Source organism: Corynebacterium nasorum (assembly GCF_032821635.1).
GTDB lineage: Bacteria > Actinomycetota > Actinomycetes > Mycobacteriales > Mycobacteriaceae > Corynebacterium > Corynebacterium kefirresidentii.
In genome coordinates this window covers 342,028-357,355 of sequence record NZ_JAVBIE010000001.1, presented here as the reverse complement: position 1 = coordinate 357,355, position 15,328 = coordinate 342,028, and the positions used below count along the sequence as shown (strand labels likewise).

13 protein-coding genes are annotated in these 15,328 nt (G+C 56.7%); 3 read left to right on the top strand and 10 right to left on the bottom strand.

Features of this window, described 5'->3' with window-relative positions; all coding sequences use genetic code 11:
- Positions 1-52 precede the first annotated feature (52 nt).
- Positions 53-457 carry a cupin domain-containing protein gene (locus RAE07_RS01655; RefSeq protein ID WP_317001188.1) on the top strand — a complete coding sequence of 135 codons (405 nt, stop codon included), beginning with the start codon at positions 53-55 and terminating at the stop codon, positions 455-457.
- 38 nt (positions 458-495) lie between these two features.
- Positions 496-1,182, top strand: a complete 687-nt coding sequence (locus RAE07_RS01650) for a TetR/AcrR family transcriptional regulator (RefSeq protein ID WP_232212596.1) — start codon at positions 496-498, stop codon at positions 1,180-1,182.
- A 226-nt stretch (positions 1,183-1,408) separates the two neighbouring features.
- On the opposite strand, the gene rpsP is transcribed toward RAE07_RS01650, so the two are convergent.
- Positions 1,409-1,924 (bottom strand): 30S ribosomal protein S16, encoded by a 516-nt coding sequence (rpsP, locus tag RAE07_RS01645; protein ID WP_005325261.1) that lies wholly within the window; start codon positions 1,922-1,924, stop codon positions 1,409-1,411.
- Positions 1,925-2,277: 353 nt separating this feature from the next.
- On the opposite strand from rpsP, the gene RAE07_RS01640 reads away from it, so the two are divergent.
- Positions 2,278-4,545: an acyltransferase family protein gene (locus RAE07_RS01640; RefSeq protein WP_317001187.1), complete on the top strand. Its 2,268-nt coding sequence runs from the start codon at positions 2,278-2,280 to the stop codon at positions 4,543-4,545.
- A 137-nt stretch (positions 4,546-4,682) separates the two neighbouring features.
- Here the strand turns inward: RAE07_RS01640 and ffh are convergent, their stop codons facing one another.
- From ffh to RAE07_RS01595, 9 genes are all read right to left on the bottom strand, one after another.
- Complete coding sequence (gene ffh, locus RAE07_RS01635; protein WP_317001185.1) at positions 4,683-6,326, bottom strand: signal recognition particle protein; 1,644 nt, start codon at positions 6,324-6,326, stop codon at positions 4,683-4,685.
- A 51-nt stretch (positions 6,327-6,377) separates the two neighbouring features.
- Positions 6,378-8,501 (bottom strand): [protein-PII] uridylyltransferase, encoded by a 2,124-nt coding sequence (locus tag RAE07_RS01630; protein WP_317001184.1) that lies wholly within the window; start codon positions 8,499-8,501, stop codon positions 6,378-6,380.
- Between the two features lie 7 nt (positions 8,502-8,508).
- Positions 8,509-8,847 carry a P-II family nitrogen regulator gene (locus RAE07_RS01625; protein WP_086587453.1) on the bottom strand — a complete coding sequence of 113 codons (339 nt, stop codon included), beginning with the start codon at positions 8,845-8,847 and terminating at the stop codon, positions 8,509-8,511.
- Between the two features lie 222 nt (positions 8,848-9,069).
- Positions 9,070-9,438, bottom strand: coding sequence for a Na+/H+ antiporter subunit G (locus tag RAE07_RS01620; RefSeq protein WP_049361135.1), 369 nt, complete (start codon positions 9,436-9,438; stop codon positions 9,070-9,072).
- 1 nt (position 9,439) lies between these two features.
- A complete protein-coding gene (locus RAE07_RS01615) occupies positions 9,440-9,730 on the bottom strand; it encodes a hypothetical protein (RefSeq protein ID WP_023021278.1) in 291 nt (96 codons plus the stop codon).
- Positions 9,727-10,260, bottom strand: coding sequence for a monovalent cation/H+ antiporter subunit E (locus RAE07_RS01610; RefSeq protein WP_023021277.1), 534 nt, complete (start codon positions 10,258-10,260; stop codon positions 9,727-9,729). Before RAE07_RS01610 ends, RAE07_RS01615 begins: the two co-directional genes overlap by 4 nt.
- Positions 10,261-11,802 carry a monovalent cation/H+ antiporter subunit D family protein gene (locus tag RAE07_RS01605; RefSeq protein WP_023021276.1) on the bottom strand — a complete coding sequence of 514 codons (1,542 nt, stop codon included), beginning with the start codon at positions 11,800-11,802 and terminating at the stop codon, positions 10,261-10,263.
- The gene (locus RAE07_RS01600; RefSeq protein ID WP_023021275.1) at positions 11,802-12,278 is read right to left on the bottom strand and encodes a sodium:proton antiporter; all 477 of its coding nucleotides are present in this window, start codon (positions 12,276-12,278) and stop codon (positions 11,802-11,804) included. The genes RAE07_RS01605 and RAE07_RS01600 overlap by 1 nt, the downstream gene beginning before the upstream one ends.
- Entirely contained in the window at positions 12,278-15,256 is a 2,979-nt protein-coding gene (locus RAE07_RS01595; protein ID WP_317001183.1) for a DUF4040 family protein, read from the bottom strand. The genes RAE07_RS01600 and RAE07_RS01595 overlap by 1 nt, the downstream gene beginning before the upstream one ends.
- Positions 15,257-15,328 lie beyond the last annotated feature (72 nt).

The following is a 15,328-nucleotide window of genomic DNA, read 5'->3' as shown; positions in this document are numbered from 1 at the left end:
CTACTTCGAAAAAGTTCCAGTTTCTGGGGCTCATTGTCGTTAAGGTAGGCACATGAGCGATTTACCTACCAATTCCCCGGATACTTTTGGCACGGCTTCCCATCTGGGCACTGCTTCCGCTATGACTACACTTAATTTGCTCGATATCGCACCGGATACGGATCCGCAGCGGCCCCGCCCAGGCGTACAGCGCGTCTTGAGCACCGATGGCGCTAATCTCATTCTCTTTAGCTTTGCACCAGGACAGTCCCTACCGGACCACAAGGCCGCTCATCCCATTATCGTGCAGACGCTCCGCGGGCAGCTCAACTTCACTTATGGTGAAGAAACCGTCACCCTTACGCCGGACACGATCGTGCATCTTCCTGCATATGAGGTGCATAAAGTCGAGGCTGCAGCTGCGGATTCCGGTACCTCTACCCCCGCAATTTTGTTGCTCACTATGCTGACAAAATAGTTTATAGGAACATAAGTTTCGGTGATAAAATGACTCTCATGGAATCGCATAATAAGCCTTACCATCATGGAAACCTCCACGATGAGCTGCTCCGCATCGCAGTCCAGCTAGGCAAGCGAAGCGGCCCCAATGCCATCACGGTCCGTGCCGTTACCCGCGAAGCCGGAGTATCCCCTACCTCCGCCTACCGCCACTTCAAGGATCAAGAAGAACTACACGATAAGGTAGCAGAGCTTGCCACCGACGAACTGGTCCGGCGCCTGCATGAGACTACTGAGGCTGCCGGGCACTTGGATTTTCCAGAGCACTTGGTGCAAATCGGTTACACTTACCTCGAGTTTGCCTTGGATGAGACCAATTTCTTCCGTTGCATGTTGGAATGGAAGGCGCTGCGCTTCATGCTCGGTGTGGATCCACACACCGAAGATGATCCGAAGATGGATCACCTTCAGCAGATTCGCGATTTCTTCGCCCTTCTCGCCCGCCACGCGCAAGCTTTGGACAATACTACTGACCCCACATATTTCATGCAGAACGCCCTTTTGGCATGGTCTACCATCCATGGCTTTACCGTTCTTGCCGTCAACGGCCCCATGTCACAGCTACCACGCGAGCAAATCCTAGAACTTTTTGCTCCGGTTGTTGCCGGCGGCCTGCGTGGCATGGACTTTAAAGATCCGTCTAATGTCTACAGTCGCTATGCCGACTACAAGCCACAGAGCTAAGGGAAACATTCACCCTCCCCCACCCGTTGTAGCTTGCAGGGTTTCAACGTACCTTTTCTAAAAATGACCGCGCACGCACCTCCACCAAGGACATGCGTGCGCGGTCATCTCTTTGGGCCGGTTGATTTCATCCACACAACACAAAGGCCCCGCCTACACAACTTGCACAGTGGTGTAGGCAGGGCCCGAAGTTAGAAGCGCTGCGCGTTTAGCAAAGGAAGGCAGATTACTCTGCAGACTCCTCGGAAGCTTCCTCAGCCTTCTCCTCGGCCTCGGCATCAGCTTCGCCGGCAGCAGCAGCGGCAGCCTCTGCAGCAGCAGCTTCCTCAGCGGCCTTCTTCTCAGCCTCTTCCTTGGCCTTCTTCTTCTTTTCGGTGATGGCCTCGATGGTCGGACCGTTGTTAGCCTCAGCCAGTGCCTCGTTGAAGATCTCCAGCTTGGACTTCTTCTCCTCAGCAACCTTCAGGGTGCCTTCTGCACCAGGCAGACCCTTGTGCTTCTGCCAGTCACCGGTGACCTTCAACAGAGCAAGAACCGGCTCGGTTGGCTGCGCGCCGACGGACAGCCAGTGCTGCGCACGCTCAGAATCGATCTGGATGAGGGAAGGCTCTTCCTTCGGGTGGTAAATACCAATGTTCTCGATTACCTTGCCGTTACGACGGGTGCGGGCATCAGCAATAACAACGCGGTACTCAGCAGCGCGGACCTTGCCCAAACGCTGCAGCTTAATCTTGACAGCCATGACGGCTCCTTTTCTAGTCACTGGGCAGTACAGACGCGCACCAGGTAGTGCGCCGGTTCAACCCTTGGATTTAATCTGCGCGTGACATACCGGCCGACCGTAGACGGGAACGGTGCTACGCAGAATATTACGTTCTGTGGATTACCTAGCCCGGAGTATCCGAGTAGATAACCTGAAGTATTTTAGCGCGAGTATCTGCAATTTTAAAAATCACGACGCCACTCACGCAGGTTCGTTATGCCATCGATGCTAAAGCAGAGTAGCCTTAAGGGCCGAATATAGACATTTGGTTCCATATGTATGGCGCGCTTTCTGCCTCACTGTAAAGGCGTTGACGCACGAAAAGACAGTTTATGACTAAAGAATCACCGCGAAATTTCCGGTACCGCTATGACCTTGATGGTCTTCGCGGTATTGCCATCGGCCTAGTAGTTATCTACCACGTCTTCGTTGGACGCGTCTCCGGCGGCGTGGACGTATTCTTGCTGCTATCCGGCTACTTCTTCTTGGGCTCCCAGCTGCGCTACGCCAGCAAGCCCAACGCTTCTTTAAACCCTTGGTGGCCCATCTGGCGCACCCTGCGACGTTTGGTACCCAGCTTAGTTTTGGTCATTGGCGTGACCTACATTCTGGTGCGCATTTTCACCCCACAGCTCATGCGCACCGAGCTCACCCAGCAGATCACAGCCACCATGCTGTACTACCAGAACTGGGAGCTAGCGGAACAAAACGCCGACTACACGGCGGCCGCAGCGGATACCTCCCCGCTGCAGCACATGTGGTCCATGGCCGTACAGGGCCAGTTCTACATCATGGGCATTGCCTTTGCGACCATCTTGGCAGCCATCATGAAGTTCCGGCCGAAGCACCAACCACTGGGCAAGCGCAGCTTCCCCACAGTCAACCAGATTGCGGGCCCGATCCTCATTGTGGCCACCATTGCCTCCTTCGCCTATGCTTCACGCCACGGCCTCTACGGCACCCCGGAGAACTACTACTCCACCTGGTCACGCGCTTGGGAGTTGACCTTGGGTGCTGTCCTAGCCATCTACGGTTCCGCCTGGAAGATTCCGCCCCGCCTTTATGACCTCTTTACGGGTTTGGGCCTTGTGATGCTCATCTTTACCGGTGCCATCATCGCCGATACCACCGCGTATCCTGGCCCGCTTTCGCTCTTGCCGCTGGGCGGCGCCGTGCTCATCATCTTGGGTGGCGGTGGCAAGATTTCCAAGGCCATGGCCTCCAAACAGGCCCGCTGGCTGGGCGATGTAGCCTATCCGCTCTACCTATGGCACTGGCCTCTGCTTATCCTGTCCACCTCTTATTTGGGTCAAGAAACCCCATCGTGGTGGCTGGGCGTTATCATTATCGCCATTTCACTGGTGCTGGCGGACCTCACGCACCGCTTTTTGGAGCGGCCACTGCGCCAGCATCGCAAGCGCCCCACCGCCGAGGATCTGCCGGTACGCAAGGGCCTATCGACATTGCGGAAGCCGGCAGGCGCTGCTCGCGGCGTCGGTGGTGTCGTGGTTGCTGCGGCCGTTGTCGGCCTTCTGGCCATTCAGCCGCTGTGGATGCGCACGCTTGATGATGCCGACGCAGAACTTCTGAATCCTTCCCTCTACCCCGGTGCGACGACGTTCATCAATCACCTCACCCCACCGGATAATGTAGAGATTAAGCCTGACCCAATTCTGGCCGGCGGCATCCAGCCACCAGTGGCTGCTAATTGGTGCTTTGTTCCGGATAGCCAGCCCGCTGATTTCTTCTTCGAAACCCGCAAAGACGGCAAAACTCCGTGCATTTTCGGTGACACAAACGCAGAAAAGGAAGTCTATTTGGTTGGCGGCTCCCACGCGGAACAGTATTCTTCCGCGCTTGACCGCCTGGGCAAAGAAATGGGCTTTAAATTGGTTCCGTTGCTACGCCAAGGTTGCCCCATCGAGCTGGGTGACGATGTCACCGTGACCCCTGAGTGCGCCGAATGGGGCAAACTAGTGATGGATCGCATCGAAGAAGCAAACCCAGCCTTGGTGATTTCAAATACCACGCGCCCGCAAAATGAGTACGGCACGGGCCCCGATGCTGTTCCCGCTGGATACCAGGCATTTTGGGATGAATTAGCCGAGCGCGATATCCCCTTCTTGGGCTTCCGCGATAACCCGTGGGGCTTCGATGAGGAAGGCCGTCCGCGCGAGTTCGATGAGTGCTATGTAGCCACCGAAGATGCCTATGGTTGCGGCATGCGCTTTGAGCAGGTCTACCAGCCCTATGACCCCGGTGCAGTAGTGCTCTCGAAGTACCAGAATATGCTCTCGGTAGATACCGCCCCGTGGTTCTGCGATGACAATGGTGACTGCCCAGTCATCATCGGCAATACGATGGTCTACCGCGACATGCACCACATCACCAATGCCTTCGCGGAATCGGCTATGCCCATGATTCGCGAGGCCCTGAAGCCATTCCTCAACGGGGAAAAGGTCCAACAGCAAGCCCCTGATATCCCCCCGGAGCAGGCCGCAGCAGCTGTGGAGCCGGCACCCACCGCACCTACCGACGCCGGCAAGCCACATGCCAACCCAGTCCCCTACCCCAACACTGTGCGCGACGACGCCGTCTAGGCCATAGCGCGCGAACACGCGCCAACGCCTACGAGCACGGGCGCTGGGGATAAGGCACCCAACTGCCTGCATAGAACGAAGGAGGCTCCCACAATAACGTGGGAGCCTCCTTTGCTATGTCTTAAGACTGAGGCAGACTATTTTTTGCCCTTGCCAAAGTCCAAGTTGTTAAGATCAATATTTTCCATTCCCTTCGGCATCTTTGGCATGCCCGGCATTCCCGGCATGCCACCGCCGCCGCCCATTTGCTGCTGGAGTTTTTGCAGTTCTTCCATGGACGGCATGCCGCCACCACCTGGCAGTCCGCCCATGCCCGGCATTCCGCCCGGCATCTTCGGGCCGCGGTTTCCACCGCCGCCCTTGCCCTTCTTGCGCTTGCCGTTTTTACCCTTGCGGCCCTTCGGCTTCTTCTTGGTAGCAGAGCGGCCACCCATACCACCCATGCCGAATTGGCCAGCCATCTTAGACATCATCTTCTTAGCTTGGTTGAAGCGCTCGATGAGCTGGTTGACCTCAGAAACGCTCACGCCAGAGCCATTAGCAATACGCTTGCGGCGCGAAGCATTGAGGATCTTCGGATTCTCACGCTCCTGCGGAGTCATACCACGGATGATGGCCTGGATGCGGTCCAGCTGCTTTTCATCCACCATGGCAGCCATCTCATTCATCTGCTTGCCGCCGGGCATCATCTTCAGCAGGTTGCCGATGGGCCCCATCTTGCGGATCATCAGCATCTGCTCAAGGAAGTCATTCAGCGTCAGCTCGCCAGAACCAAGCTTGGAGGCGGCCTCCTCGGCCTTCTGATGATCCAAGGTGGCCTCGGCCTGCTCGATGAGGGAAAGCAAGTCACCCATGCCCAAAATGCGGCTGGACATGCGCTCGGGGTGGAAGACATCGAAATCATCGAGCTTCTCACCGGTAGAGGCATACATAATGGGCTTGCCGGTGACCTCACGAATAGACAGGGCCGCGCCACCGCGGGCGTCACCGTCCAACTTGGTGAGAACCACACCGGTAAAGTCCACGCCATCGCGGAAAGCCTCGGCAGTCTGCACGGCATCTTGGCCGATCATGGAGTCGATGACAAAGAGGACTTCGTCTGGGTTCACGGCATCGCGGATATTGCGCGCCTGCGTCATCAGTGTCTCATCAATGCCCAAGCGGCCGGCGGTATCGATGATGACCACATCGTGCTGTTTCTGTTTGGCCTCAGCAATACCGCGCTTGGCGACGTCCACCGGATCACCGTGGGAGGTACCCATTTCATGCTCATTGGAGTCCAGGGAGGTACCCGGATCTGGCGCGAAGGTCGGCACCTCGGCGCGCTCGCCGACGATCTGTAGCTGCTGCACCGCACCCGGGCGCTGCAAGTCACAAGCCACCAGCATCGGGGTATGCCCTTGCTTGGCCAGGTGCTTGGCCAGCTTGCCGGCCAACGTGGTCTTACCGGCACCCTGCAAACCGGCGAGCATGATCACTGTCGGCGGGTTCTTCGCTAGGTTCAGGCGGCGAGTTTCACCGCCGAGGATCTCAATGAGCTCTTCATTGACGATCTTGACTACCTGTTGGGCTGGGTTGAGCGCCTCAGAGACTTCCGCGCCACGGGCACGTTCCTTGATGCGCTTGATAAAGCCACGGACGACGGTCAAAGACACGTCAGCTTCCAGCAGCGCGAGGCGGATCTCGCGGGCGGTGGCATTAATGTCAGCCTCGGTCAGTTTGCCCTTACCGCGCAGGCCCGCCAGGGCTGACTGTAGGCGGTCTGATAGTGAGTCAAACACTACGGATGCGCTCCCTTAATTTAGATCGATCTAAAGTTCAACTATTTAATCTTAGTCCCTTGCCAGGGCCCTGGTCACATTCCCCACCACCGTAGCGCGGGAAGCCTGCCCGGTAAGGAAGACATTGACGATCATTGTCGCGCCCATAATCTCATGGCGCAGCCACACAAAGTCTGGCAATGCCTCTATCAAGTGCCCCAAAGCGCCAATGCGCTCGACGGTACGGATCACCAAGATGCCGCCCACATCAAAAGCCGCGGTGGTTACTTCTCCCTCGATATCTGGCAGCTCCGTATAGGTACGGGAGTTATAAGACTGGATAAACCTTATCTCCTGGGCCGCTTCCTTTAGGGTCTGTTGTACGGTGCGGATGAAAAACTCCGCCTTATAAGTACCGTCATCCTCTTTGAGGATATTGGCCCGCACGATTGTCCACCCCAAAGCGGACAGCAAGGCAAAAATGCGCTTGAGCTCCCCTTTGGAGGAGCCACACCAGGACACAGTAACTTCTTGGTCTTCCCAATCCACCGTAAGCGCAACGCCCTCAGTAGATAGCGGCACGTGCACCGCGGGGCGCTGAAGGACGCCTGGTTTGAGTGCTTCCAGAGCGCGCGAGACGATAAGCTTCTGCGCTTGCTCTACCCGCGGTGTCCAGACGCTAGGCCCTGTCGATTGCGCATCAGCCTTAGCCAATACCGCCAGCAGCGAAATAATCAGCTGATCGTAATGCGCTGCGGCCAACAATGCGTCACGAGCGGCATCGGAGAACGGGTCCATTGTCGCAGATAGCCGCGCTAAGGTGGTATGCTCTGCCACCAGAATTTGGGCGCGCGACCTATCGGCCACGCTCAACCGCATGCGGGCTGCCTGGCGAGCTATCATTTCCGCGCCTACCTGAGCGTGGGGGCGCTCGTAGCCCTTACCGATGTCATGGTAAAGCGCGGCCAGCAATAATAGATCAGGGCGAGCTACCGATGTACGTACCTCCGCACACCGAGTAACCGTAGCGATGAGATGATGATCCACCGCACTGACGTGGCTGCGCTCGCGCGGCAACAAACCGCGCACATGCCCCCATTCCGGCACTAGACGTTCCCACAGGCCATAACGGTCCAAATCCTGAATGACCCGCGGCGTAAATTGCGGGGACGACAAGATAGCGAAGAAATCATCCACCGCAGCTCGCGGCCAGCGTGGCGGCAGCTGCGGCAATTTTTGGAGCTGGTGCCAGGTGGTCTCGGCGATGGTATATCCCGTGCGCGCCGCGGCAGCTGCCACGCGCGTAAGCAACCACGGATCCTCCACATTAGGTTTGCGCGAAAGGTAGATAACGCCGCCCTCTGCCACCACGTCTACATCGAGTGGACGGCGCTGCCCGCGGCCCGCCGCCAGAGCATTTCGCCCCAGCACCCCTCGGGCAGTGGCCAGGCCGCGTTCTACGGCCTTATTTACAGTGGCTGCAGCGCCTACCAAAGCGGCGGTTAAGGCATAACGGTTTTCAAAGCCCAAATCTGCAGCCACGTCCGCGGCGAACTCGGGGTCCAAGATATCGCGGTGGCGTCGGGCTTTGACATGCAGGAGTGTGCGGACGTCGAGAAGCAGCTGCTTTTCGACGTCTAGATCAGGAAAGTCGCACAGGTTACCCAAAGCCATCGCGCGCAGAAGCTGAATATCGCGCAGTCCCCCACGGCCATTTTTCAAGTCAGGATTCGTCATTGCTGCTACCGCGCCCGAGCGCTTCCAGCGAATAATCGCGGTATCCACAAAGTCATCAAAGCCGCGCTGCAGCTGGCGCCGCCACGCTGCGAGCAGCTGTGCCCGCGCCTCATCCACTAATATCTTGCGCCCTGCGACAAAGGCCAAGTCCAACTGTGCAAAGCCAGCAGAAGCATCTTCTGCAGCAATCGCCGCACACTCCTGCGGGGTGCGCAGGGCATAATCTAGGCGATACTTGGCATCCCATACGGGCAACCACAGCTTCTCCACCAGCGCTGGGTCTGGATCGTGGCCTTCCGGATAGATAAGGATGACGTCAATATCCGATTGCGGGGTCATCTCATTGCGGGCGAAGGACCCGGTGGCAGCGAGCGCAGTCCCCACTGGGAGCTCGAGGCTGCGCAATACACGAAGCGCCGAGGCATGGGCCTCGGCGCGAATCTGTGCGGCGGTAAGCATACTGGTTTTACAATGCCGCCTCGCCGCGCTCCCCGGTGCGTACACGAATGGCATCTTCTACTGGGGTTACCCACAGCTTGCCATCGCCGATTTTGCCAGTGTAGGCAGCATCCACAATGGCATTGATGATGTCTTCAGCGTGGTCATCCGCCGCTACTACTTCCAGCTTGACCTTAGGCACAAAATCGGTGGCGTATTCTGCTCCGCGATATACCTCGCTATGCCCTCGCTGCTGCCCAAAGCCCTGGCTTTCAGTAACAGTGAGACCGCGTACTTCCTGCTGCTCTAGCGCCTGACGGATTTCCGGCAGGGTAAAGGGCTTAACGATGGCCGTGATGAGTTTCATTGTTACTCCTTGTTTTCTCTTCGGGGCGGGCTAGAAGCACCGAATAGTGTGCATCCATTCTAGCCCGAGCACGGCAGTTGCTGTGCACTATATTCGCGTCATGAATCTAGGGCCCGGTGAATGCCACAATCCAGTAAAACCAAAAGGCGGCGAGCTCGTCTGCATTTCCGCCATTGAGCGCTATTGCAGAAAAGACTCGCCGCCAGAAGGCGCTGAGGGTGACTAGATATCGTCTTCCTTGGCTTGCACGGTTTGGACTTTTTTGTGGTTATGCTTGGCGTGTTTGACGTCAGTAACTGTTACTCCGTAGATGGAACGTCCCAGGTAGAAGGAACCTACTGAACCGATAATCCACACACCGAAGCAGGCGATCAGGGCTTGAATGAGCAGCCACAGGGAAAAGCCATCGCGGCCAAAATCTACAACTAGTTTGGCCACGATAATCAGCGGTACCGCAAGACCCACGGTCGGCCCCAGCAGGTTAGCGCGCGTCAATGCGTCGGGCGCCCGCCACAGGGATATAACCGTCGCGACCACCAAAATGGTGGCGATAATAAGTAGCACCGAGGCGATAATCTCAGAAATAGCCATTTTATCGCCTGCCCTTCGAAATAATGCGGGCCATAGATAGCGTGGGCAGCACGCCCGCGGCAATGGCACCGAGGAGTGCAATGTAGTAGGCCATCGGGGCGTTATTGGTCATCGACCATGCCAAGTACATGCAGATCATGCCGTAGAACACGATGTCAGACGTAATTGCGCGAGTGAGCTCATCGCGTGTGCGCAGTGCAAGCAGCACGCCGCACCATGTGGCGATGCCAATGATGAATACGCATACAAATACGACCCAGCCGAACGGGGACAGTGTGGCAAAATCAATCATCGCTCGGTCTCCTTCCTGCGTTTTATGTTCCGGGCATGACGCTTTGGCTTTTCGACGTCCGCTTCGCTTTCTGAAAGCGGAGTGTCCTCCGCCCGCGCCAAGTCAGGCGAGCGCATAAAGCGACCGACAGATTCGAGGGGATACTCGTAGAATGCCTCATCCAATTCCGTCGTCTCTCCTTGGCCTGGGACGCCGTAGTCGATGTCTTTCACCCGTGGGGCAAGGCGTTGCTCCATATCAGCCAAGTCAGCCACGATTGCCGCCGGGTCAGATCCCTGAACTGCCTGCACCAGCACGATGCGCGGCAGCCCCTTGCGGGGTGGCTCGCGCAAACCCAACGAAAGCGTTCCTGGCGTTGCGGTGATGGAAGAAGTAAACCAGAAGATCTCCCATGCGCCAGTCACACGCAGTGGATAACGAATGATAACCGGGTGGTATTCGTTATCTGGCTTAAAGGCCGCCATCGCCAGGCTAATGCCGGCCACAAAGATTTCCTTAATGAGCCACAATGCATACACCACTGCGTTCATTTAACGGCCCTCCTGAATTTCATCGATATTGGGAACTGCAATCGGCTCGTCTCCCAAGACGGTTTCAGTATAAGCGGTGGTATCAAGCAGCTGCTCCGAGGCGCTATCCACAACGTCCAGAACGATTCCAGAGAAAATGAACATGCACAGCGAACCAAGGATGAGTGCGGCAGAGGGGGCCATGAGCTTTTTGCGGATGATCAGTTCATCCGGAACCTTATCTTCCGGCAAGCCCTTGCCCCAGAAAACCTTGCGCCATACCCGCAGCATGGCCAAGAAGGCGGCAAAGGAGGCAATGATAATAGCCGCGATAGCGATCCACGCCCACGCGCCTCCTACCCGGGCAATCTCGAAGACGATCATCAGCTTGCCCCACATTCCGGAGAACGGCGGGAAACCTACGACGGAGAACGCACCGGCAGCGAAAATCCACGCGATAATGGGGTCCCGACGAGCGAGACCGGACAGCTTGGTTAGCAGGCCCGTGCCGTAGGTTTCCTCAATGGCGCCAGAAGCCAAGATCAGCGAACCAACAGTCAACATGTGGTGAATCGTGTACATAATGCCGGCTGCTAGTGCGCGGCGTGGGTCATCAGAGGTAAAAGCAAGCATTACCAAGATGAAAGGCATGCCGTTGAGCATCTGATAGCCGAGCACGCGGCGAATGGAGTTCTCCGCTAGGCCGCCAAAAGCACCGATCATCATGGAGATGATCATGATCACGATGATCAACACATTCCAGCGCTGATCCAGACCGAATAGCTGCACGTAGAGGCGATAGAGCATGTACACGGCGACCTTGGTGTGCAGGCCGGAAAACAGGCCCATCACCGCAGCTGAGGTCCCCGGGTAAGTGCGAGGCAACCACGACTGCACAGGGAATACGCCGGCCTTGGCGGTGATTGCAATGAGAATCAAACCCGCGGCGACGGTGACGGGCCCGTTACCCGCTGCCGCACCCTTCAATGCGCCAAGGTTAACCGCGCCGGTAACCGAATACATATAACCCACGCCAACGACCAGCAAGGTGGAGGCGAAAAGGTTCACCAAGACGAAGGCACGTCCGGCCGCCAGACGCGACCAAGTACCAGACATGGTGATAAGGCCATAAGACGGCAGAAGCATAACCTCAATAAAGACGAAGAAGTTAAAGAGGTCAGCAGTAAGCAACGCACCGCAGACACCGGTAATCAAAATCAAGGTGAGCGATGGATAAAAGCGAGACTTGGTCTCCCCGCCCGCAATGGCAAACCAGTTGGCACCAAAAGCGACAATCATCGTGGTGATGATCATCAACGCGGAGAAAGCATCCGCAGCAAACGGGATACCCACATTGCCTTGGTATAGGCCCACTGTGTGGGCAACTACCCCGTTATTCATGGTGTACATCAGCAGACCCAGGCCAGCGAAGATTCCCATGCCCGGGATGATCAACATGATGGAATCGCGCACCGCACGCCACGGTGCTAGCAGTGCAAAGGCTGCTGCAATCAGCGGGACCGCTGGGAAGAGCGGAAGGAGTTGAGCTACAGCGTCAGTCATTATTTATCATCCTCCTTCTGTTCAGCTGCCCCGCGCTCTGCTACGGGAGTGTCGTGGTCCACCTGACCGATACGGTCAAGTTGGTTGGTGGATTCTTCCAGAATCTGGCGATTTTGGGCGTCACGGCCCAAGGTTGAAAAGGCATGGTCGATGGTGTTGTCATCAACCGGCTCCACCACATCGGTGTCGTCGTTCTTGCCCATTGCCGCCATCGTCAACAGGATGGTCGAGGTTGCCATGGAAATAACCACCGCGGTCAACACGAAGGCCTGCGGCAGCGGATCTGCCATCTGGTCGTGTGGAACCTGGGAGGGGAAGGACTCGCCGCGGTAGGAGTACACGCCCGTAGCCAGCAGCATTAGGTTTGCTCCGTGTCCGAAGGCCATCATGCCCAACACGATGCGCACCAAACCGCGCTGCTGGATGAGGTAGACGGCACTGCCTATGAGCAAAGCAATAGTCAATGCAAGGATCATTACTTTTCTCCTCCCCGTTTAGGCATGGACCGTTTATTTTTCCTCTTCGTCCTTGCTTCCGATGGCGTCAGCAAAGCCAGAGGATCGGTCGAGGGGTTAATCGGGTCCGGATACGGATCGTCGACATCCTCAAGCGAAATGCGCGGCGTGGTTGGCAGCGCGGAATTATCATCATGAATCCACGGTAGGAAGTCACGCTCCGTGCCAGGGCGCAGGTAACCGCCCAGGGCATTAATCGCCATGGTCAACATGCCCAACACCGCGAGGTAGATGCCCAAATCGAAGATGAGCGAGGTAGTCCAGTGCTGACCAAAGACCTCGGCGTGGATGGCCGCGAGGAAGCCACCGTTGCCAAGGCCGTGGTGCAAGTAGCCCACGAAGCCTGCAGCCAAGGCTGTGATAATACCGATACCAGTCAAGTGAATCGGAGTCATGCGGCCAAAGACGATTTCATCAGATCCTCGGGACAGGTAGATAAGCCCGATTGCTGCGCCCATAATCAATGCTGCCGGGAAGCCACCACCAGTGGCATTATGGCCGCGGAAGAAAACGATGACAGACATGATTACTAGCAACGGGATCACCACGTTTACGCCCTTGCGCAATGGCACAGAGTTCAGCTGTGACTGGCCAAATGGCGCGGGACGTGTACCTGACTTGAATGGGAACCGCGGCAACGTTGTAGTAATGGCTGCGATAACCACTGCAGCCATGCCCAGCACGGAAAGCTCGCCCAATGTATCGAGCGCACGGAATTCCACGATGATGGTAGCCACGACGTTATCGCCGCCGGTAATATCCGGCGCATTATCGAGATACCACATGGCCAGATCCGAACGCTCGTGTCGGCCCATGAGGCCCCACACGCCCAAGAATGCAGCAACACCGGCCAAAACTGCGATGACAATAGAGCCGGTCTTGCGGGACTTATCCTTCACCGGTTGGAAGGTTTCCGGCAGGTAGCGCAGCACCATCATCATAACGATGACAGATAGGGCTTCCACCATAAACTGGGTCAAAGCTACGTCTGGCGCCCCGAGCAGGAACATCTGCAGGGTTACACCAGAGCCGGCAATGCCGATCATGATGGCACCGGTCAAGCGGTTCTGAGTTCGCACCAAACCAAACATAGCCAGCGCGATGATTCCCAATGGAAGCAGATCCCATGGGTTATCCAGACCATCTACCCGCGGCTGCAGCGCTACCCCATCGACGCCATCGCGGATGAGCGTGGTCGCGGCCAACACGATAATCAAAATGACAATGGGCAGCATGTGGCGGGACGGATTATGCGAATCGGACATCTTGCCCAAGACTCGTCCCAGCCGCGAACAGCCCAACTGCAGAGAGTGCAGCAACTCATTGCCGCTGCGCGGCATAAACTTCTTGTCCTCAAAGCTTGCCCACATCGTCTTGCGGGCAAAGATACCGGCAATACCGGCGATAAGGACCACGAGCGAGATAAGGAAAGGAACATTAAGCCCGTGCCAGAGGGCAAGGTGCGAATGATGTTCCAGACCAACAGCAGCCACTGCATGGTCAATCGGGTTATTAAAGATTCCGAGTACAAATACCAGCGGCAGGGACATAAAGCCCGGTAGTGCGGCAGGCAGCCACAGGGAAACCGGAGCCTCGTGGACATGTCCCATATCGCGAGGTCCATCAAAGAAGGCGCCGAAGACGATCTTGGCGGAGTAGGTAAAGGTAAAGAAGGCGCCGATGGCGGCAACGATAAGCAAGATGACCTGGCCAGTGCCACCAATCGGGGCGTCTTCAAACGCAGTGAGCATGCCTTCCTTGGATACAAAGCCCAAAAGCGGTGGTACCGCGGCCATAGAGGCCGCGCCGATGACTACCGAGCAAAATGTCCACGGCATCTTATTCCACAGTGGTCCGAGGCGGCGAATATCGCGCGAACCGGCCTGGTGGTCGATGACGCCAATAAGCATAAACAGCGAGGATTTAAATAGCGCGTGCGCCAACGTGTGTACCAACGCTGCGGCGATAGCGAATGGGGTTCCCACACCAATGGTGGCGACAATCCAGCCCAAATGGGAGACGGTCGAATAAGCCGTGAGCTTCTTCAAATCCGTCTTTTGCACTGCAAAGACCGCGGACATTACCGCGGTACCCATTCCAACCACGATGAGCAGCCAATTCCATACCGCCACATCGTGGAAGATCGTGGAAAAGCGAATCAGCAGGTACACGCCAGCCTTGACCACTGCGGCTGCGTGAAGGAAAGCCGAAACCGGAGTGGCGGCGGCCATAGCCTCAGGAAGCCAAAAGTGGAATGGGAATTGCGCCGATTTGGTAAATGCAGACGCCGCGATCAACACGGCTACGGCCGCTGTTACACCGGGGCGCTGTGTCCATACCGGCGACGCCAGAATCTCAGATACCGCAGTCGATCCGGTCACTGTCGCAGCAATACCCAACCCGGTCAGCAGGGTCAATCCACCAACGAAGGTCAGGATCAAGGTGCGCTGCGAACCAGCTTCGCCGCCCGAACCGGAGCGCGCAATCAGCATAAAGGAAGCCAAGGAGACTAGCTCCCAGGCAAGGAACAAAACCACAACGTCATTGGCCAAAACCAGCAATAAAATGGACAGCGTAAACGCTGTCATCAAGGTGTAGAAGCTGGTATTACCCTCATTCTTAGGCAGATAAGCCGCCGAATACGTAAAGACGACGGCACCAATGACCAGCGCCAACATAGCAAAGAAAATACTCAACGCGTCCCCGCGGAGAGCAAAACTTACGTCGACGCCCGGTGCGATAAAATCGCGCACCCAAGTGGCGTGGAAACTCAATTCCTCCCCGGCTGCAATGGCAGGAAATTCCTTGGCAATAAGGACCGCTGCAATAACAAAAAGGCCAGCTAGTGGATAGCCTGCCTTTCGGTCAATAACCTTTACGGTTACCGGTGCCAAGATCACTGCCAGCGCCGCGAGGAGGACTGCATAAAGTAGCGTCACGAAATACTTGCCTCACGAACCTTGGTCTAGGTTTAATGCGAATTTCGCATTAAATACAGCCCCTTCAGGCTA

Bases quoted from the DNA above. Each gene is read 5' to 3' on its own strand.
- RAE07_RS01655 (WP_317001188.1), top strand. From the start codon at position 53: ATGAGCGATTTACCTACCAATTCCCCGGATACTTTTGGCACGGCTTCC.
- RAE07_RS01650 (WP_232212596.1), top strand. From the start codon at position 496: ATGGAATCGCATAATAAGCCTTACCATCATGGAAACCTCCACGATGAG.
- rpsP (WP_005325261.1), bottom strand. From the start codon at position 1,924: ATGGCTGTCAAGATTAAGCTGCAGCGTTTGGGCAAGGTCCGCGCTGCT.
- RAE07_RS01640 (WP_317001187.1), top strand. From the start codon at position 2,278: ATGACTAAAGAATCACCGCGAAATTTCCGGTACCGCTATGACCTTGAT.
- RAE07_RS01630 (WP_317001184.1), bottom strand. From the start codon at position 8,501: ATGCTTACCGCCGCACAGATTCGCGCCGAGGCCCATGCCTCGGCGCTT.
- RAE07_RS01625 (WP_086587453.1), bottom strand. From the start codon at position 8,847: ATGAAACTCATCACGGCCATCGTTAAGCCCTTTACCCTGCCGGAAATC.
- RAE07_RS01620 (WP_049361135.1), bottom strand. From the start codon at position 9,438: ATGGCTATTTCTGAGATTATCGCCTCGGTGCTACTTATTATCGCCACC.
- RAE07_RS01615 (WP_023021278.1), bottom strand. From the start codon at position 9,730: ATGATTGATTTTGCCACACTGTCCCCGTTCGGCTGGGTCGTATTTGTA.
- RAE07_RS01610 (WP_023021277.1), bottom strand. From the start codon at position 10,260: ATGAACGCAGTGGTGTATGCATTGTGGCTCATTAAGGAAATCTTTGTG.
- RAE07_RS01605 (WP_023021276.1), bottom strand. From the start codon at position 11,802: ATGACTGACGCTGTAGCTCAACTCCTTCCGCTCTTCCCAGCGGTCCCG.
- RAE07_RS01600 (WP_023021275.1), bottom strand. From the start codon at position 12,278: ATGATCCTTGCATTGACTATTGCTTTGCTCATAGGCAGTGCCGTCTAC.